Annotated in this window: 14 protein-coding genes and 1 pseudogene; all 15 read left to right on the top strand. The window is 34.8% G+C overall.

What is annotated here, in order from left to right; all coding sequences use genetic code 11:
• Positions 1-2 precede the first annotated feature (2 nt).
• The 15 genes and pseudogenes from recG (at position 3) to ffh (ending at position 20,406) form a co-directional block, all read left to right on the top strand.
• Positions 3-2,042 carry an ATP-dependent DNA helicase RecG gene (gene recG, locus CP370_RS03495; protein ID WP_087713106.1) on the top strand — a complete coding sequence of 680 codons (2,040 nt, stop codon included), beginning with the start codon at positions 3-5 and terminating at the stop codon, positions 2,040-2,042.
• A gap of 17 nt (positions 2,043-2,059) precedes the next feature.
• Positions 2,060-3,061: a phosphate acyltransferase PlsX gene (gene plsX, locus CP370_RS03490; RefSeq protein ID WP_087713105.1), complete on the top strand. Its 1,002-nt coding sequence runs from the start codon at positions 2,060-2,062 to the stop codon at positions 3,059-3,061.
• A 54-nt stretch (positions 3,062-3,115) separates the two neighbouring features.
• Positions 3,116-3,358 (top strand): acyl carrier protein, encoded by a 243-nt coding sequence (gene acpP, locus CP370_RS03485; RefSeq protein ID WP_087713104.1) that lies wholly within the window; start codon positions 3,116-3,118, stop codon positions 3,356-3,358.
• Positions 3,359-3,515: 157 nt separating this feature from the next.
• The gene (locus CP370_RS03480; RefSeq protein WP_012845934.1) at positions 3,516-4,526 is read left to right on the top strand and encodes an ABC transporter ATP-binding protein; all 1,011 of its coding nucleotides are present in this window, start codon (positions 3,516-3,518) and stop codon (positions 4,524-4,526) included.
• Positions 4,527-4,532: 6 nt separating this feature from the next.
• Positions 4,533-5,501, top strand: coding sequence for an ABC transporter ATP-binding protein (locus CP370_RS03475; protein ID WP_087713103.1), 969 nt, complete (start codon positions 4,533-4,535; stop codon positions 5,499-5,501).
• A gap of 2 nt (positions 5,502-5,503) precedes the next feature.
• Positions 5,504-6,466, top strand: a complete 963-nt coding sequence (gene opp4B / locus CP370_RS03470; RefSeq protein ID WP_087713102.1) for an oligopeptide ABC transporter permease — start codon at positions 5,504-5,506, stop codon at positions 6,464-6,466.
• 16 nt (positions 6,467-6,482) lie between these two features.
• Complete coding sequence (locus CP370_RS03465) at positions 6,483-7,397, top strand: ABC transporter permease (RefSeq protein WP_012845937.1); 915 nt, start codon at positions 6,483-6,485, stop codon at positions 7,395-7,397.
• Between the two features lie 291 nt (positions 7,398-7,688).
• Positions 7,689-9,443: an oligopeptide ABC transporter substrate-binding protein gene (locus CP370_RS03460; RefSeq protein ID WP_087713101.1), complete on the top strand. Its 1,755-nt coding sequence runs from the start codon at positions 7,689-7,691 to the stop codon at positions 9,441-9,443.
• 127 nt (positions 9,444-9,570) lie between these two features.
• Positions 9,571-11,331, top strand: a pseudogene (locus CP370_RS03455) (oligopeptide ABC transporter substrate-binding protein).
• A gap of 107 nt (positions 11,332-11,438) precedes the next feature.
• Positions 11,439-12,119: a ribonuclease III gene (rnc, locus tag CP370_RS03450; protein ID WP_087713100.1), complete on the top strand. Its 681-nt coding sequence runs from the start codon at positions 11,439-11,441 to the stop codon at positions 12,117-12,119.
• 14 nt (positions 12,120-12,133) lie between these two features.
• Positions 12,134-15,694 (top strand): chromosome segregation protein SMC, encoded by a 3,561-nt coding sequence (gene smc / locus CP370_RS03445; RefSeq protein WP_087713099.1) that lies wholly within the window; start codon positions 12,134-12,136, stop codon positions 15,692-15,694.
• 2 nt (positions 15,695-15,696) lie between these two features.
• Entirely contained in the window at positions 15,697-17,025 is a 1,329-nt protein-coding gene (gene ftsY / locus CP370_RS03440) for a signal recognition particle-docking protein FtsY (RefSeq protein WP_087713098.1), read from the top strand.
• A 39-nt stretch (positions 17,026-17,064) separates the two neighbouring features.
• Positions 17,065-18,489 (top strand): C69 family dipeptidase, encoded by a 1,425-nt coding sequence (locus CP370_RS03435; RefSeq protein WP_012845943.1) that lies wholly within the window; start codon positions 17,065-17,067, stop codon positions 18,487-18,489.
• 143 nt (positions 18,490-18,632) lie between these two features.
• Entirely contained in the window at positions 18,633-18,974 is a 342-nt protein-coding gene (ylxM, locus tag CP370_RS03430) for a YlxM family DNA-binding protein (RefSeq protein WP_004895302.1), read from the top strand.
• A 1-nt stretch (position 18,975) separates the two neighbouring features.
• Complete coding sequence (ffh, locus tag CP370_RS03425) at positions 18,976-20,406, top strand: signal recognition particle protein (protein WP_004895299.1); 1,431 nt, start codon at positions 18,976-18,978, stop codon at positions 20,404-20,406.
• The last annotated feature ends 10 nt before the right edge of the window (positions 20,407-20,416 follow it).

The raw sequence follows: 20,416 nt of genomic DNA, 5'->3' as shown, positions 1-20,416 counted from the left end.
ATATGAATAATAAGCAGAGTAAGTTATTTGAACCAGTAACTGAGTTAAAAGGTGTAGGAGCAAAGACAGCTACAGCTTTGGCCAGTCTTGGCATTAATACAATTTATGATTTACTATTTTATTTTCCTTTTAGATATGATGATTTAGAGACAATTCCTCTTGATCAAATTGAAGATGGGCAGAAAGTCTTATTAAAGGGAATGGTGGTAACAGATCCATTTGTTAGCCGATTTGGTTATCGAAAAACAAGGCTCAGCTTTAAAATAAAAATTGATCATGACATTATCATGGTCAATTTTTTTAATCAGCCCTGGTTAAAGGATAAAGTGGAATCAGGTAAGGAAGTTGCAGTATATGGGAAGTATCAAGTAGCGCGACAGTCATTAAGTGGCTTTAAATTAGTAGCTGAAAAGAAAGATTCAGGTTTTGCTCCTATTTATTCTGTCAATCGTCATTTAAAGCAAAATAAGCTGCAAAAGTTAATTGATCTTGCTTTAGAGGAAGCTATAAATGAAGTTGGAGAAACAATCCCAGCTTCTATAAGAGAAAAATATCGCTTGCTTTCTGATCGCGTTTTGGTAGAAAAAATGCATCATCCAAAAAATGGAAATGAGGCAAAGATAGCACGCCGAAGTGCTATTTTTAGAGAATTTTTTCTTTTTCAAATGCAACTTGCTCAACTTCTTTCCCAAAGAAATGAAGATGCACCTGGAGTAGAAAAGAAATATGATTTAGCTGCTGTCAAAGAATTAATTGAAGAAATTCCATTTGAGTTATCTGATGATCAAAAAAAAGTGGTGAATGAAATTTTTGCTGACCTTCATTCTAAAAGACAAATGCGAAGACTACTGCAGGGAGATGTGGGTAGTGGTAAAACCGTAGTAGCAGTTTTTGCAATTTATGCAGCTGTTACTGCGGGCTATCAAGCTGCATTAATGGTGCCAACAGAAATTTTAGCGCAGCAGCATTTTGCTAAGATAGATGAATTACTGAAGCCCTTAGGTGTGCGAGTTGCCTTATTGACGGGAGACACTAAGGATTTAGAAAAGAAAGAAATTTATCATGAATTAGCTGATGGAACAATCAATGTTGTGATTGGGACCCATGCCTTAATCCAAAAAGATGTTCATTTTAAAGATCTAGGCCTCGTTATAATTGATGAGCAACACAGATTTGGAGTAAATCAAAGAAATACGTTGATTAAAAAAGGTGACGCACCTGATATCCTAGCGATGACGGCCACCCCAATTCCTCGTACATTGGCATTAACTGTATATGGAGATATGGCTGTTTCTGAAATTAGACACTTGCCCAAAGGAAGAAAGCCAGTAGTTTCCTCATGGGCAACCTCTAACAAATTGAGAGAAGTTCTTGATTTGATGCGTTCACAGTTAGATAAAGGTTTTCAAATTTATGTTGTAACTCCTTTAATTAGTGAATCAGAAAAAAGTGACTTAAAAAACGCTGAGGATTTACAAGCAAAAATTGCCCATTACTTTAAAGACAAAAATGTTGTTTTGCTTCATGGACAGATGAAAGGCGATCAGAAAAATGAAATTATGGATAGCTTTGCTGCCGGCAAGATTAATATTTTAGTTACCACAAGTGTAATTGAAGTTGGTGTTGATGTCCCGAATGCAAATATGATGGTGATCTTTAATGCTGATCGCTTTGGTTTAAGTCAATTGCATCAGTTGCGAGGAAGAATTGGCCGGGGGCAAACACAAAGTTTTTGTGTGTTTGTGAGTGATCCTAAAACAGAAATTGGTAAAAAGCGAATGAATATTATTACCTCTACCAGTAACGGTTTTAAATTGGCAGAAGAAGATTTAAAACTACGTGGTGAAGGAGATGTTTTTGGAAAGGCTCAATCTGGTTTACCGCAGTTTCAAGTTGGAGATGTAGTAAATGACTATAATGCCTTATTGACTGCTCAAAAAGAGGCTCGTAACCTAATTAAGTCTGACCCAGCTTTGGTTAATACAGAAAATAAATTTTTACAAGAAGTGCTAAAATATAAGAAAGATTTGAATAATAATTAGAAATAACCGGAGTGAATATGAAAACAATTGCAATTGATGCCATGGGAGGAGAAAATGCTCCTAAGGCTATTGTTGATGCCGTATTAAAAGCAAAGCCAAAATTAAAAGATACAAAATTTGTTTTATTTGGGGATGAAGAAAAGATTAATGAACTAATTCCCACTGAGCAAAAAGATAGAATTGACGTTATTGCAACTAGTGAAGTTATTGTTGATAGTGACGAGCCGGTAAAAGCAATTAGACGTAAGAGAGATTCTTCAATGGTTGTTGCTGCTAACTATGTAAAATCAGGAAAAGCAGATGCCTTATTTTCACTCGGAAATACGGGTGCGCTCTTAGCTTGCGGGATTTTTATTATTGGCCGAATTAAAGGTGTAGAACGTCCAGCTTTAATGCCAACTCTTCCCAGTGCTAAAAGTGAAGATGGCTTTAATATTATTGATGTTGGCGCGAATGCACAAAGTAAGCCTGAATATTTAGTACAATGGGCACAAATGGCTAACTTTTATGCTCAAAAAATTAGAAATATTAAAAATCCAACCGTGGCTTTATTAAATAATGGTGCAGAAGATGATAAAGGTGATCCGCTCCACCAAGAGGCTTATAAGCTTCTTAAAGCAACTGATCTTAATTTTATTGGTAATGCTGAAGGAAATGATTTAATGGAAGGTAAGGCTGATGTGATTGTAACAGATGGTTTTACTGGAAATGCGACTCTGAAGGCAATAGAAGGAACTGCAAGCGTAATTTTACGTCTGCTTAAGGATTCTTTGCTAAATAATGGCTTACGTCCTAAGGTGGGAGCCTTATTAGCAAAGCCAGGACTTACTGCATTAAAGAAAAGATTTGATACGGCGAGATATGGGGGAGCAGTTTTACTTGGGGTAAATGCACCTGTTGTAAAGACGCACGGTAGATCGAATATCCGTCCTATTTACTACACTTTATTACAAATTGATAAGATGTTGAGTCAAGATTTGGTTGGCGAATATAAAAAATACTTTAGTGAATCTCACTAGACTTTAATATAAAAATGCCTTAGAATTAAACTAAACTTTTTTGGAGGTTAAAAAATGACCGAAGAGGAAATTTTTAATAAAATTGCTGATATGATTTCAGAACGCTTTAGTATTGATCGTGATAAGATCACTAAAGATTTAAATTTTCAGAATGATTTAGATGCAGATTCAATTGATTTCGTTGAGTTAGTAATGGATCTAGAAGATATATTTGGAGCCGAGATTCCAGATGATGATGCAGAAAAATTACAAACTGTTGGTGAAGCAGTAGAATATATTAAGAGTCACCAAAATTAAAATTTTAATCATTGAAATTTGAGAAGATACTGTCATTTTTCATTTACTTTTATAAAAGTTGTTGAAATAGCAGTATCTTTTGTTTATAATAATGACATTAAATTGAAAATCTAATTGACTTTTAATAATGTCGTAAGGTTTGAGAGGAGAATGGCCTTTGGAAAAGCAAAGTGATCTTTTATTAGATATCGAACACTTGCATACCGCATATCGTTTACACGGTAAGTTTTATGATGCCGCTGATGACATTAACTTAACCTTGAAACGAAATGAGATTTTGGCAGTTGTTGGAGAATCTGGTTGTGGTAAAAGTACAATTGCTTCAAGCATTATTGGTTTGTATGACCACAAAAATACGAAAGTAACTGGCGATATTTTATACAATGAATTAAACCTAGTTAACTTAAATGAATCATTGTTTAATAAAATTCGTGGTAATAATATTGGGATGATTTTCCAGGATCCATTAGCATCTCTTAATCCATTAATGAAGGTTGGAGATCAAGTTGCTGAGACACTTTACTATCATACTGATATGGATGAAAAAGCTCGTCATGCACGCGTAATTGAACTCTTTAATCAAGTTGGAATGCCTCGTCCAGAAGAAATGTACCAGATGTACCCACATGAATTGTCTGGTGGTTTACGTCAACGTGTCGTAATTGCAATCGCAATTGCATGTAAGCCAGAAATTATTATTGCTGATGAACCAACTACTGCTTTGGATGTTACTATTCAGGCACAAATCTTAGATTTACTTAAAGAAATTCAAAAAGAATCTCATTCAGGAATTGTTTTAATTACACACGACTTAGGTGTTGTTGCTGAAACTGCTGATCAAGTAGCAGTTATGTATGCAGGGCAAATTGTTGAAAAAGCAGATGTTAAAACAATTTTTGAAAATCCTCTTCATCCATATACACGCTCACTTTTACACTCTATGCCACAAACAGATGATGAAAGTGAAGACCTACATGTGATTCATGGAACAGTTCCTTCATTGATTAACATGCCAAGAACTGGGGATAGATTTGCAGCTAGAATTCCTTGGATTCCAGCTAGTGCTCATGAAGAGAATCCTAAGGTTCATGAAGTTGAACCAGGACATTTTGTAAGATGTACTTGCTGGCAAAGCTTCCATTTCCAAGATGAAGAGAAGAAAGGATAGGAAATTATGGCCGATGAAATAATCGAAATAAAAAATTTAAAAGTTCACTATCCAATTCGTTCTGGATTTTGGAATAGAGTTACTGGATATGTCAAAGCCGTTGATGGGATTAATCTTTCAATTAAAGAAGGAGAAACCTACGGTCTAATTGGAGAATCAGGTTCCGGTAAATCAACTACTGGTAAAGCAATTGTTGGTGTAGAAAAAGTAACTAGCGGACAAATTTTGTATAAAGGTGTTGATGTTACTAAAGCATCAAATCGTAAAAAACTTAACTACAATAAAGATGTTCAAATGATTTTCCAGGATTCAATGTCGAGTTTAAATCCTAGAAAACGAATTGAAGATATTATTGCTGAACCTATTAGAAACTTTGAAAACTTAACAACCGATGAAGAAAGAAAACGAGTTCAAGAACTCTTAGATATTGTTGGTATGCCTAGTGATGCTATCTACAAATATCCACACGAATTCTCTGGTGGACAACGCCAAAGAATTGGGGTAGCACGTGCCGTTGCTACTCATCCAAAATTAATCGTGGCTGACGAACCAACATCAGCTTTGGACTTATCAGTTCAAGCCCAAGTTTTGAACTTTATGAAGCATATTCAACAAGAATATAACATTGCATACTTATTCATTTCTCACGATTTAGGTGTTGTAAAACACATGTCAGAAGATATTGCTATTATGCACCGTGGACGTTTTGTAGAAATTGGTAAACGTGATCAAATTTACAAGAACCCAATGCATATTTATACTAAACGTCTACTTTCCGCAATTCCTGTTGTTGATGTTGAAAATAGAGAACAACATAAGGAAGACCGTCAACGCGTAGAAAAAGAATTCTTGCAAGATCAAGATAAATGGTATGAAAAAGATGGTCGTGTATTACCACTTCAAAAAGTTGGCGATCGTCATTTCGTTGCATTACCTAAAGATATGATTCAACAAGAATTGAAGGAGGGAGAATAGGTATGTGGAAAACGGTTTTACGTCGAATCCTGATTATGATCCCCCAGTTACTTATCTTGAGTTTACTAGTCTTTATTTTGGCTAAAATGATGCCTGGTGACCCATTTACTGGAATGATTAATCCGAATTCAGACCCTAAGGAAATTGCAAGATTAAGACAGGAATATGGATTGAATGATCCGGTATGGGTTCAATATACTCGCTGGCTTGGAAACATGTTCCATGGTGATTTAGGTCAATCATATATTCAAAAGGTGCCAGTAACTTCTTTGATTTGGGACCGTGCGGTTAACACTTTTTGGTTGTCTTTAATGACTGTTGTTTTAACTTATTTAATTGCAATTCCATTAGGTGTTACAGCCGGTCGTCACCAAGATGAATGGCAAGATCACGGAGTACAAATTTTTAACTACATTACTTATGCTGTACCTCCGTTTGTTTTCTACATTTTAGGTATTTGGCTATTCGGATTTACTTTAGGTTGGTTCCCAATTTCTGGTTCTGTAAGTGCAGACGTTAACCCAGGTACTTTTGCTTACTTCTGGAGTAGGTTCTATCACTTGATTCTACCTTCGATCCTTTGTTCTTTAATCTCCACTACAGCAATTGTTCAATACTTAAGAACTGGTATTGTTGATAACAAAGTTGAAGATTATGTAAGAACTGCACGTAGTAAGGGTGTACCTGAAAATGTTGTTTTCAATAAACATATTTTAAGAAACTCACTTTTACCAATTGCTGCTTTCTTTGGTAATACTATTACTGGATTACTTTCTGGTTCAATGGTTATCGAATCAGTCTTCAGTTATCCTGGTATGGGTAAGTTATTCCTTGATTCTATCGGTCAACGTGACTACTCAACTTTAACTGCCTTAATTTTATTATTTGGTATCTTAACTTTAGTTGGTAACTTGTTATCTGATATTATCATGAGTATTATTGACCCAAGAATTCGGATCAAGTAGGGAGGAGTAGTAAATTATGGCTAAAGATAAAAATACATCGAAAAAAGATCAAAATGCTAAAACCTCTCTACCACCATCTGGATTTAAGATCATTGTACGTGAGGTTTGGCGTGATAAGGTAGCATTTGTTTCATTCTGTATTATTGTAGCTATCTTATTATTCACTTTTGTTGGTTCTTTATTCTTAAATAAGAGTCAAGTAACAGAGATTAATATTGCAGAAGCATATTATGCTTGGGGTGAATCCGGTCATGTATTTGGTACAGATGATGGTGGCCGTGATATCTTGAAATTACTAATGATGGGTGGACGTAACTCTATTTTGATTGGTCTATCTGTCACTGTTCTTTGTGAAGGTGTCGGACTTTTAGTTGGTTTGTTCTCAGGTTACTTTGGTGGGGTAACTGACGCAGTTATCATGCGTATAGTTGATTTCATCCAAATTTTGCCTCAATTCCCAATCATTATTGTTTTAACTACTGTTATTCCTAACTACAATGCTTGGACTTTGGTATTATTGATTTCTATGTTTGGGTGGACTTCAACTGCAAGATATTTCAGGGCGTTTGTTTTGTCACAGAGAGAACGAGAATATGTTTTGGCTTCCAAGACTTCCGGTTCTTCTAACTTAACAATTATGTTCCGTGAAGTTTTGCCTAACATTACTTCAGCTTTGGTAATTGATGTCGTATTAATGATTGCCGGAAACATCGGTATTGAAACTACTTTATCCTTCTTGGGATATGGATTACCAACCACTACACCATCCCTTGGTACTTTAATTGGATTTGCTAATGATCCAGTTAATGTTACTACCCGTCCATGGCTATGGATGCCAGCAACTATCTTGTTATTGGTCATTTCCTTAAGTATTAACTACGTTGGTCGTGCTCTTCAAAGAGCCGGGGATGCTCGTCAACGTGAAAATTAAATTTGATTATTTAAACATTAAAAGCAACTCATAATTGAGTTGCTTTTTTGTATGTCTTTGTATAAAAACGATAGAATGTAGGAGATATTTATATTATAAATGGGCATAAAATAAGTTTTTTATGGTAAAAATAATAGCGAATAAACATTGATCTATCAAGGACTTGTAGCAAAATACTCAAATATAAATTAAAAAATATTAAAAATAATTGAGTAAAAACGTTGTATTATGAGTTTGATGATGATAATATTAAATCATCAACTTGTCCCAAATAGATGGAGGAATATAACTATGAAGAAAGCCAAACTATTTGGAAGTTTAACTTTACTTTCTGGTGTTGCTTTAACATTAGCAGCATGTGGTAACAATTCAAATTCAAAAGTAGATAACCCAACTAAGAACTTTAAGTCAGCTACTCCAAAGAAAGCTGTTAAAAAGGGTGGTACGGTAAGTGTTGCACTTGAATCTGATACACCATTTACTGGTATCTTTTTAAATGAACTTTCTGATACTCAGAATGACTCTGATGCTATGGCACCTGCTAATGAAGCGTTATTTGATACTGATGATATTTATCAAATTAATGACAAAGGACCAGCTACATTAAAATTAGATAATGATAACAAAACTGCTACTATTAAAATTAAAAATGGTGTTAAGTGGTCAGATGGTAAGCAAGTAACTGCTAAGGATGTTGAATATTCTTACGAAATTATTGCTAACAAGGCAACTAAGTCATCACGTTATACTGACTCACTTCAAAATATTGTTGGTATGAGTGAATACCACGATGGTAAATCTAACACTATTTCTGGTATTGAAATGCCGGATGGTGAAAATGGAAGAACCGTTGTTATTCACTTCAAAGAAATGAAGCCAGGTATGAAGTTCAGTGGTAACGGCTACTTCTGGGAAGCTGCAGCTCCATATCACTACTTGAAGGATGTTCCATTTGATAAACTACAATCATCTGATCAAGTAAGAAAGAAGCCACTATTCTTTGGTCCATATAAGATGAGTAAGGTTGTACGTGGTCAAGCAGTAACATTTGTTCCTAACAAGTACTACTGGAGAGGTACACCAAAATTAGATAAAGTAACAATTCAAGTTTTGAACCCTAACTCAGCTTCTCAAGCTATTAAGAGTCATAAGTATGATATTGCCGGTGTAATTAATACTCAATGGAAGAACGTTGCCAATACTGACAATGTTAACTGGATCGCTCATATTCCTTTGTCTTATAGTTACCTAGGTTTTAAGGTAGGTAAGTGGGATGCAGCTAAAGGCGAAAACGTAATGGATAAGAATGCAAAAATGAATAATAAAGCATTACGTCAAGCTATTGCTTATGGTATGAATATCTCCGCTGTAAACAAACGTTATACCAACGGTTTGACTTTCCATGTTCCAACTTTAGTTCCAGCACAATTTGGTAAGTACTTTGATAAAAATGTTAAGGGCTACGATTACAATATCAAGAAGGGGAATGAAATTCTTGATAAAGCTGGATATAAGAAGAAGGGTAAGTACCGTGTTCAACCAAACGGTAAGCCTTTAACTATTCATTTTGCAGCTATGAGTGTTGACTCTACTCAAGAACCAATTATTCAAAACTATATCCAACAATGGAAGAAATTAGGTTTGAATGTTAAGTTAACTGGTGGTCGTTTGATGGAAATGAACTCCTTCTATGACAAGGTCCAAAATGATTCTAAAGACGTAGATATGTTCATGGGTGCATGGTCATTATCTTCAGAACCATCACCAAATGACTTATACAATGCAAAAGCACCATACAACTTTAGTCGTTTTGTAACTGCTAAGAACACTAAGTTACTTCAAGAAATGGATTCACAAAAGTCATTTAATACTAATTACCGTGTTAAGAAATTCCATGAATGGCAAAAATATATGGATGATGAAGCCTACGTTGTTCCAGTATCTAACAGTTATAGTATTGATGCAGTTAACAGCAAGATTACAGGTTATTCATCTAAACCATCAGCAGCAAACAGCTTATGGTATAACGTAGGAATTGCAAAATAATATTAGATAAATTTCTTTATAAAGATCGTCTTAAGTGACGGTCTTTTTTTTATTTAAGTTGTTTTAATCGTTTTCAGTGCTAAAATTAAACATATCAACTTGTCCAATATTATTGGAGGAAAAATTAATGAAGAAAGGCAAATTAATTGGTACATTAACTTTGCTTTCAGGTGTAGCTCTAACTTTAGCAGCCTGTGGTAATAGTAATAGCAATAATACTAGTCATCCTAATTTCAAGGAGTCAACTCCTAAGAAGACGATTAAGGATGGTGGAAATGTCAGCGTTGCTGTAGTTACTGATACACCGTTTACTGGTATTTTTAATGATGAATTGTCTACTAACAATACAGACTCAGAAGTAATGCAATATGGTGATGAATCATTATTTGCTACAAATAATACCTATAAATACGTTAAGGGTGGAGCAGCAAATATTAAAATTAATAAAGATGCTAAAACTGCAACCATTACCATTAATCCTAAAGTTAAGTGGTCTGATGGACAACCTTTAGTTGCAAAAGATTATGAATACGCCTATGAAATTATTGCAAATAAGGCAACACATTCTCAGCGTTACACTTAAAGTTTAGCTAATCTTGAAGGATTAGAAGAATACCATGATGGGAATTCTAATACTATTTCAGGTATTGAAATGCCAGATGGAGAAAATGGTCGTACAGTAGTGCTCCACTTTAAAGAAATGAAGCCGGGTATGACGCAAAGTGGTAATGGATATATTTGGGAAGCAGCAGCTCCATATCATTACTTAAAAGATGTTCCATTTGATAAACTTATTTCAAGCAATAAGATCCGTAAGAATCCATTGTTCTATGGTCCATATAAAGTAAGTAAAGTGGTTCGTGGACAATCAGTTTCATGGGTTCCAAATGAACATTACTATAAGGGTAAACCACACTTAAAGAAGATAACTGCTTCAGTAATTACTCCAGCTTCAGTTGCTCAATCAATTAAGAGTAATAAATTTGATGTAACGCAAGTAAGTAATTCTCAATGGTCAAATATTAAGGGTGCTAAAGGAGTAAACTTTATTGCTAATATTCCACTTTCATATAGTTATTTAGGCTTTAAAGTGGGTAAATGGGATGCAGCCAAAGGCGAAAATGTGATGAATAAGGACGCAAAGATGAATAATCGTTCTCTTCGTCAAGCTATTGCCTACGGTATGAATGTTGACCAAGTTTATAAGAGATACTCATCAGGTCTTTCATTTAGAATTCCAACTTTAATTCCAAAGCAATTCGGTGATTACTTCGATAAGAATGTTAAGGGTTACACTTATAACATTAAAAAGGGTAATGAACTATTAGATAAAGCAGGGTATAAGAAGAAGGGAACTTACCGTGTTCAACCAAATGGTAAGCCTTTAACTATTCACTTAGCTGCCATGAGCGGTAGTAAAGTTCAAGAGCCAATCATTCAAAATTATATTCAACAATGGAAGAAAATGGGCTTGAACGTTAAGTTAACTGGTGGCCGTTTAATGGAAATGAATTCATTCTACGACAAGGTTCAAAATGATTCTAAAGATGTAGATATGTTCATTGGTGCATGGTCACTCTCTTCTGAACCATCACCTCAAGACTTATACGGCGCAAAGGCACCATTTAACTACAGTAGATTTGTCACTAAAGAAAACACTGACTTGTTAAACGATATTGATTCACAAAAGGCCTTTAATAATAGCTACAGAGTTAAGAAATTCCACCAATGGCAAGCTTACATGGATAAGGAAGCTTATGTTGTGCCAGTTGCTAATAGCTACAATATTTACGCAATTAACAATAAGTTGACTGGATATTCATTAGAGCCATCTAAGAGTATGGGTGGCGGATTCCCTAACTGGTACTACGTTGGCTATGCAAAATAAATAAAAATTATTTAAAAGTGCGACTTATAGTAGGTCACGCTTTTTCTTTATCTTTTTTTAATAGGTTAAAATAGGTATAATTAAAGGGTTAAAGAAAGGAAGCAACTATGGTTTCAGTAGCTTTTAAACAAAATTTAAAGAAAAAATACGGAATAAAATTTAATAACGAAAAATTGCTTGAAGATGCATTTACACATTCTTCTTACGCTAATGAGCATCCCGGAAGAAAGGACTATGAAAAATTAGAGTTTCTTGGTGATGCTGTTCTTGAATTAGCGGTATCTGATTATCTGTATCGTCATTTTCCCAGATTAAATGAAGGGGAATTGACAAGAATGCGATCTAACATTGTTAGAACAGAAGGATTTTCTGAATTTGCCATTGAATGTGGATTCCCAGAAGAAATTTATTTGGGTAAAGGAGAAGAAAAAGCTGGCGCTAGGAAGCGGAAGACACTTCTTGAAGATGTGTTTGAAGCTTTCAATGGTGCACTTTTCTTAGATCAAGGAATGCCGGCAGTACAGCACTTCTTGCATTTAACAGTGTATCCATTAATTGCTGAAGGAGATTTTAATGCGTCACGTGATTATAAAACTGAACTTCAGGAACGTTTGCAGGTAAATGGACCAGTTAAAATTGAATATCAAATAATATCTGAAGATGAATCAAAGCCATCTTTTAAAGTTCAGCTACTTGTAAATGGTGAAAAAGTTTCAGAGGGACAAGGACGTAATAAAAAAGCTGCTGAGCAGCAAGCAGCTCAAGCTGCATTAGATAAAAATAAATAAGAAAAGGTGATTCTGTGCCACTACAACAATTAGTTTTAAATGGTTTTAAGTCTTTTGCTGATAAGACGACAATTAGATTTAATAATGGTATTACCGGTATCGTTGGTCCAAATGGTAGTGGGAAAAGTAACATTACTGAAGCAATTCGGTGGGTAATGGGTGAAGGATCTGCCAAGTCTTTACGTGGTGAAAATATGAAAGATGTTATTTTCGCTGGTAGTCAAATGAGAGCTCCAATGAATCATGCTGAGGTTGAGTTGGTTTTTGATAATCGTGATCACCAACTTGCTTATGATAATGATGAAGTGGTCGTAACGAGAAAGATTTTGCGTAACGGCGAAAGTGATTATCTTTTAAATCATCATCCAGTAAGATTGAAAGATGTTAGGACACTGTTTATTGAATCAGGGATGTCATCTGATAGCTTGGGAATAATTTCTCAGGGGAAGGTCGATGAAATTCTTAATTCTAAGCCACAACAGCGTCGAGGAATTTTTGAAGAGGCTGCCGGCGTCCTTCATTTTAAGCAGCAAAAAGAAATTGCACTCAAGCAATTAGACAAAACTAATGCTAATTTAATTAGAATTAATGATTTGGTTAAAGAATTGGAAGGTAGAATCGAGCCGTTACATGAACAGAGTTCTTTAGCAAAAGAATATAAATTTCAGAAGGAACAGCTTGATCATAATTTAAAACAACTTTTGGGCTTGGAGATTGAAAGTCTAAATGAAGAGAAGAAGGCGATTGCTAAGAAGGCGGCAGCAAATCAAGGGATTTTAAATAAGCTTGATGACGAGGTTAAACAATCCCAAGCTGATTTAGAAGAAAAACGTAAGCAATCAAATGAGCGCCATGCTGAAAAAGATGAAAAGCAGCAAGATTTATTATCTTTAACACAAAAAATTGCCAATCTGACTACTGATCTTCAAATGCATCAACAATCTCGAGAATATGATGTTGCTACTCAAAAGGAATATAATGCACAATCTAAGGAGCTAAAAGAGCGAAAAAAACGTTTATTGAGCCAGCTTGAAGCTAATGAAAAAGATCTAAACAGTCAAAACCAAGTCCTTGCTAATTTTGTAAAGAAACAAAAGAATTTAAAGCAGGAACTTAAGCAAGGTCCCGAGCAGTTAAATAATCAATTAGAAAAGGTTCGCTCTGATTATATTCAAACTTTGCAGGATCAAACGAGTAATAATAACGAGATTGTCTATTTAAAAAATGAGCTAACTCGTAGTAAAAAATCGAATGATAATCGCCAGCAAGAGGTTGAAGAACAATTAGGTGAAGCTCAAAAAATTCTTGCACAATTAAAAAAACAAGGTCAGGACCTTGTTTTAAAGAGAAAACAATTAAATGAAACTATTGCAACTCTTGATAGAAAAATTGCTGAAGAGAGTAAGCTTAAGGACCAAAGTGAACAAGCTTACGTAAAGGCTAGAAATGATTTACAACAGCTTTCTGCACAAGTAGAAGGCTTAAAGAAAATTAGAGATAGACATGAAGGATACTATTATGGGGTTAAATATGTTTTAAACCATCAAAGTGATTTTCATGGAATTGTAGGGGTTATTGGGGAATTAATTTCTTTTCCAGCTGAATTAGAAGCCGCTTTGTCAACGGCTTTAGGTGGTGGCGTTCAAGACTTAGTTACTATTGACCAAAGTAGTGCTAGGGATGCCATTAATTTGTTGAAGCAAACTCGTACAGGTAGGGCTACCTTTTTACCTCTAGATGGATTACGTCATAATGAGATTGCTGTCTCCACTTTAAAATCCTTACAAAGTATTGAAGGATTTAAAGGCGTGGCAGCAGACTTAGTAACATCAAAAACTGAGACTGATATTTCTAATGCTATCTCTTACCTTTTAGGAAATGTTTTAGTGGTAGATACTATTGATACGGCTTTGCGTGTTCAACGCAGAATTGGACGATATTATCGAATTGTGACGCTGGACGGAGATATTATTAGTCCTGGAGGAAGTATGACTGGTGGGACTAGAAATACAAGAAATAATTCTCCTCTGGCCACAAATGCTGAGATTGATAAATTAACCCGGCAAATTAAGATAGGGAATGTAGAATTTACTAAACTAAAAACAGCCCTAAACGAATTAGATCAAAGATTAACAGAGTTACAAACAGAGCTAGAAGCTAAAAATACTGATTTAACTGCCTTAAATCAAAAAATTAGTGAGCAAGCTATTAAGTATGAAAATGAAGAAAAAGAAGTTCAAAGGCTAACTCAGTTAAATGATTTACAGCAAAAGGCTCAACTTGAGAAGAAGCAAGAAGAAGCTGAACTTACTAGCCGTCTTGAAAAAGAGCAGGCTAAAAAGAAGGAACTTGAAGAAGTTGCTCAAACACAACGAGCAAAAATGGATCAATTAAAGACTGAGTTGACCGATTTTGATGAAGCTTATCAAAAATTACAAGCAGAATTAAGTAACTTAAATTCCGACTTAGCGGTAGTAAAAAATAAATTAGAAAATATTACTACTAAGAAATCCGAATTGGAAGAACAGCTTGAAAATACCAATTCCAGACTTAAGGATATTGAAGAAAAAATTAAAGCTTTGTCATTGTCTCAAAATGGACAAAGTGAGTCAGAAATTGAAGAGCAAGTTGCTAAGCTAAGCAAGCAGAAAAAACAAATGCAAGAGGCTTTAGCTGAAATAAATAAAGATTTAGGTAAATTTGATGCTCAAATAAATAATCTTGATCAAGTTGCTACGAGAAATTATAATTTGCGTAAAAATACTGCTGCGGAGCAAGAAGAGTATTCTGCAAGGCTAGGAGAACTTAAGTCCCAGATTAATCAAAAACTTGGTATTTTAAGTGAAGAATATTCCTTAACTTTTGAAGCAGCTTTGCAATTATCTGAGGGACAAAATACAACAGATTTGCGTAAGAAATTAGAACGTGAAGTTCACCTACATAAAATGTCTTTAGAAGATATTGGTGAGGTTAACTTGAACTCTATTGAAGAGTATGAAGATGTTAAAACGCGTTATGATTTCTTAAATGGACAACAGAATGACTTGCTAAAGGCTAGAAAAGATATCGAAGAGTCAATGTCTAAACTAGATGATGAGGTAAAGAGTAGGTTTAGCGCAACCTTCCACCAGATAGAAAGAAGCTTTGCAAAGATTTTTCCAATTATGTTTGATGGTGGTCATGCTAGATTAGAGTTAACTGATCCAAAGAACTTACTTGAAACTGGAATTGAAATTATTGCGCAGCCACCGGGTAAGAAGTCCCAGAAGTTAACGCTTCTTTCTGGTGGAGAAAGGGCATTAACTGCAATTACTTTATTGTTTGCAATGCTTCAAGTTAACCCAGTACCATTCTGTATTCTAGACGAGGTAGAAGCAGCTTTAGATGAAACAAACGTTGATCGTTTTGCTCAGTTTTTGAATCATTATGATATGAAAACTCAATTTATTGTTATTACACACCGTCGTGGAACTATGCAGAAAGCAGATAATTTGTATGGAATCGTAATGCAAGAATCAGGTATTTCAAAAGTGTTATCTGTATCGTTAAATGAAATTAAGAAAGAAGTGAATTAGTAGTGGGATTATTTGATAAAATCAAGAAATCTCTTTTTGGTCATAAAGATGAAGAACAAGAAGAAAGTAAAAAAGAACTAACTGAAAATTCAAATGAAGAACTTCAAGAGCCTGAAGAAACCAATGAAGCTGAAGATATTCAAAAAAATGAAGAGGTTGTAGAGCCTAAGTCAGAATCTTCTGAAGATGAACATGAAGAAGAAAATGAAGGAGTTAAGGAGACTCCAGGCTGGAGTGATGCCGGAACTGCTTTTGAAGAAAAACAAGATGAAGCTGAAAAAACTGAAGAAACTGAAGAATTTCAAGAAGATCAAGAATCATCTAATTTAAAAAAAGAAGAGGAAAAGCCCGAAGAAACTGAATCTTCTGAAGAGAGCTCTGAAGAAGTAACTACAGAAGATGAACAGGAAAGATATGACAAAGGGTTAGAAAAAACCAATCATTCTTTTGGGGCACGTCTAAATGCATTTTTTGCTAAATTTAGAACAGTTGATGAAAACTTTTTTGATGATCTTGAAGATTTATTAATTGAATCTGACGTCGGTTTTGAAACTGCTGAAGAATTAACTGATTCTTTAAGGGATGAAGCCAAACTCCAAAATGCAAAAAGCCATGATGCATTAAAGCAAGTCATAGTTGAAAAATTAGTCGATATTTATGATAAAGGCGGGGAAGGTGAAGATTCTAAATTAGCTGATGATCCTTCTGCAAAGCCTAATGTTTATCTTTTTGTTGGTGTTAATGGAGCTGGAAAAACAACAACAATTGGTAAATTAGCTAAGCGAATTAAAGACTCGGGCAAGTCTGTCATGATGGTAGCGGCCGATACTTTTAGAGCAGGTGCTGTAGAACAATTGGTAGAATGGGGTCGACGTGATGGGGTTGAAGTAATCACTGGTCCTGAAAAAGCTGATCCGGCTTCTGTAGTTTATGATGGTGTTAAAAAGGCTAAAGAGAGAGGAATTGATTTCTTATTAGTGGATACTGCTGGTCGTCTTCAAAATAAGGTCAATTTAATGAGCGAGCTTGATAAAATTAAGCGAACAATAAAAAAGATCCTGCCTGATCAACCAAATGAAGTCCTTTTAGTCCTTGATGGCTCAACAGGTCAAAATGCCCTACTACAAGCAAAAGACTTTGATAAAACTACTAAACTTACAGGGCTAGTTTTAACTAAGCTTGATGGCTCATCTAAAGGTGGAGTAGTATTAGCAATTCGAAATGAAATGGATTTACCGGTTAAATTAGTTGGTCTTGGAGAAAAAGTTGATGATTTAGCAAACTTTGATGCAGAAAAATTTGCAATTGGTCTCTTCCAAGGATTAATCTAATAATAGGCAAAGCTACAATTAATATATAAGGAGTAAACAATGAAGCATTTAAGTGCATGTACAACTATTTTAGTTGGAAAAAAAGCATCAATTGATGGATCAGTAATGATTTCACGTAATGACGATACTGCAGGTGCAATTACGCCACAAAAGTTTATTATTGAGCCAGCTGTTCATGGTGAAAAAGGACGTAAAATTAAATCTTGGCTTAATAAGTTTGAAATGGATCTTCCTGAAGATGCTCAAAGAGTTCCAGCAGTTCCAAACGTTGACTATAAAAAGTTAGGTTATTATGACGAAAGTGGTATCAACCAAAAGAATGTTGCTATGTCATGTACTGAATCAACTTATGGTAACGAAAGAACATTAGCATTTGATCCATTGGTTAAAGATGGTTTAGATGAAGATTGTATGCAGACTGTAGTTTTGCCATATATTGATTCTGCAAGAGATGGTGTAAAACGTCTTGGTTCCTTAATTAAAAAATATGGTTCACCTGCTGGAAACTCAGTTTTGTTTGGTGACAAAGACGAAGTATGGTACATGGAAATTGTTACAGGACACCACTGGGTTGCTCAACGCATTCCAGATGACTGTTATGCAGCAACTGGTAACCGTGTTGCTATTCAACAAGTTAACTTTGATGATCCAGATAACTTTATGTGGAGTGAAGGAATTCAAGAATTCGTTGAAGAACATCACTTAAATCCTGATCATGTAGGTTGGAATTTCCGTCACATTTTTGGAACTTATACTGAACAAGATCGTCACTACAACACTAGTCGTCAATGGTATATCCAAAAACTTTTCAACCCAGAAATTGAACAAGATCCTGAGGATCCAGATATTCCTTTCATTAGAAAAGCTTCTAAGAAATTGACTAAGGAAGATATTGAATTTGCACTTGGTTCTCATTATCAAGATACTCCATTTGATCCGTTTGGTCATGGAACTGAGGAAGAGAAGCATCGTTATCGTCCAATTGGTTTAAATAGAACTCAGAACTCACATATTTTGCAAATTAGAAGCGATGTTCCTGAAGAAATGGCTGGTATTATGTGGTTATGTATTGGTGGACCAACATTTACCCCATATATCCCATTCTTTGCTAATATGAATGAAACTGATCCATCATTTAACAATACGTCAATGACCTATAATAAAGATGATGCATGGTGGTACTATAAATCTCTTGCTGCTTTAGTTGAAAGTCATTATCCTCAATTTGTGCAACTTGACACTAAATATCTTGAAGAATTGAATAGATACTACCGCGGTAGAGTTGAAGAAATTATTGAAAATGCTAAAGATTTAAGTGGTGAAGAATTAACCGACTACTTAACTCGTGAAAATCAAAAGACTGTTGCTCATACTAAGAAAGATAGTGAAGAATTAATGGGTCAAATGTTTACTGATGCAATTAAGATGTCTAAGTTAACATTTAAAATGGATCCAAATCTTTAATTAAAATATTCGTATACAAGAAGGTTAGGAAAAATTGCCTAACCTTCTTTTTTGAAATTAATTAAGCTAAAAGTCTCTTAAAACTACATAGCTATTATTTTAGAAATACATTTTTTTTGCTATACTGGTTCAAGGTGAGACAAATGGATGAACTTGAAAAAAATGAAAGATTAGGCGATTTATTTGCCTACTACGGTCCATTATTAACAAAAGGACAACAAGAGTATTTTGAGGATTATTATTACAATGATCTTTCTTTAGGAGAAATTGCAGATAATCACCATGTCTCTCGACAAGCTGTTTATGATAATTTGAAACGAAGCAGCCGTGCTTTAGAAAAATATGAAGATAAACTTCATATGAAACGTGATTATACTCAAATAGAAGAAAAAATTACTGAGGCAGTATATGCCCTTGAACATGGCAAAATTAATCGAGCTCAGATTGAACTTTTGAAATTATTAAGACAAATGGGAGTAGAATAGTATGGCTTTTGAAAATTTAAGTGAAAGACTTCAAAAAGCATTAAAAAATTTAACCGGTAAAGGTAAGATCTCAGAAGCGGATATTAATGACGCTAGTCGTGAAATTCGATTGGCTTTATTAGAAGCGGACGTTAACTTTAAGGTTGTAAAAGACTTTATTAAAAAAATAAAAAAGGAAGCTTTAGGTAAAGAAGTCCAAGATAGCTTAAATCCAGGACAACAAATCATCAAAATTGTTGATGATGAGTTAACTAAAATGATGGGAGAAGAGGCTGTTTCTCTTAATAAATCTCCGCATATTCCAACAATCATTATGATGGTCGGTTTACAGGGTACTGGTAAAACTACTACTGTGGGTAAACTTGCAAATTACTTAATGAAGAACGAAAAAGCTCGTCCATTGTTAATTGCAGGTGATATTTATCGTCCAGCTGCTATGGAGCAGTTAAAGCAAATTGGCCAACAATTAGACGTACCGGTTTATAGTGAAGATAACCAAGATGTAGCAGAAATTGTAAAGCATGGTCTTGAAGAAGCTGATAAAAATAAAAATGACTACGTCTTGATTGATACGGCTGGGCGTCTTGAAATTGATGAGCAATTGATGGACGAATTGAAACGTGTAACTGAAGTTGCTCATCCTGATAATACTTTATTAGTTGTTGATGCAATGACAGGTCAAGCAGCTACACAAGTAGCAGAAGGATTTAATAACGACCTAGATCTAACTGGAATTGTTTTGACTAAGCTTGATGGAGATACTCGTGGTGGTGCGGCACTTTCTATTCGTGCTGTCACTGGTCTTCCAATTATCTTTACCGGTCAAGGTGAAAAATTAACGGATCTTTCTACTTTCCATCCGGATCGAATGGCTTCACGTATCCTAGGTATGGGTGATATGTTGACCTTAATTGAAAAGGCTCAGCAAGATTACGATGCTAAAGAAGCCGAAAAGATGGCTGAAAAGATGCGGGAAAATACTTTTGATTTTAATGACTTTATTGATCAAATGGAGCAAGTTCAAAAAATGGGTCCTCTAGATCAAATCATTAAAATGATCCCTGGATTGGGTAATAATCCTGCTCTTAAAAATATTCAAATTCCGGAAAAACAAATCGATCACATTAAGGCTATTGTTTATTCAATGACCCCAGAAGAGCGTGAAAATCCTGATATTCTTAATCCATCCAGAAGACGTAGAATTGCTGCCGGTTCTGGTAGATCGATCGCTGAAGTTAACCGAATGATTAAACAATTTAAGCAATCAAAAGAAATGATGCAAAAGATGACCAAAGGTGATATGGGTGAATTGGCTAACTTACCAGGAATGAATTCACCAATGGGTAAGATGGCGATGAGATCAATGAATAAGCGCTTTAAGAAAAATAAGAAGAAACGGATGAAGAATATTAAGCGTTATCGTTCAAAATAATTTTCAACTG

The sequence above is a fragment of the Lactobacillus sp. UMNPBX19 genome, assembly GCF_002553805.1.
In the GTDB taxonomy this organism is placed as follows: Bacteria; Bacillota; Bacilli; order Lactobacillales; family Lactobacillaceae; genus Lactobacillus.
The sequence above is the reverse complement of the archived record's forward strand: the minus strand, read 5'-3'. Positions and strand labels throughout refer to the sequence as shown.

Coding starts and splice junctions, on each gene's coding strand:
- recG (WP_087713106.1), top strand. CDS start 3: ATGAATAATAAGCAGAGTAAGTTATTTGAACCAGTAACTGAGTTAAAA.
- plsX (WP_087713105.1), top strand. CDS start 2,060: ATGAAAACAATTGCAATTGATGCCATGGGAGGAGAAAATGCTCCTAAG.
- acpP (WP_087713104.1), top strand. CDS start 3,116: ATGACCGAAGAGGAAATTTTTAATAAAATTGCTGATATGATTTCAGAA.
- CP370_RS03475 (WP_087713103.1), top strand. CDS start 4,533: ATGGCCGATGAAATAATCGAAATAAAAAATTTAAAAGTTCACTATCCA.
- opp4B (WP_087713102.1), top strand. CDS start 5,504: ATGTGGAAAACGGTTTTACGTCGAATCCTGATTATGATCCCCCAGTTA.
- CP370_RS03465 (WP_012845937.1), top strand. CDS start 6,483: ATGGCTAAAGATAAAAATACATCGAAAAAAGATCAAAATGCTAAAACC.
- CP370_RS03460 (WP_087713101.1), top strand. CDS start 7,689: ATGAAGAAAGCCAAACTATTTGGAAGTTTAACTTTACTTTCTGGTGTT.
- rnc (WP_087713100.1), top strand. CDS start 11,439: ATGGTTTCAGTAGCTTTTAAACAAAATTTAAAGAAAAAATACGGAATA.
- CP370_RS03435 (WP_012845943.1), top strand. CDS start 17,065: ATGAAGCATTTAAGTGCATGTACAACTATTTTAGTTGGAAAAAAAGCA.
- ylxM (WP_004895302.1), top strand. CDS start 18,633: ATGGATGAACTTGAAAAAAATGAAAGATTAGGCGATTTATTTGCCTAC.
- ffh (WP_004895299.1), top strand. CDS start 18,976: ATGGCTTTTGAAAATTTAAGTGAAAGACTTCAAAAAGCATTAAAAAAT.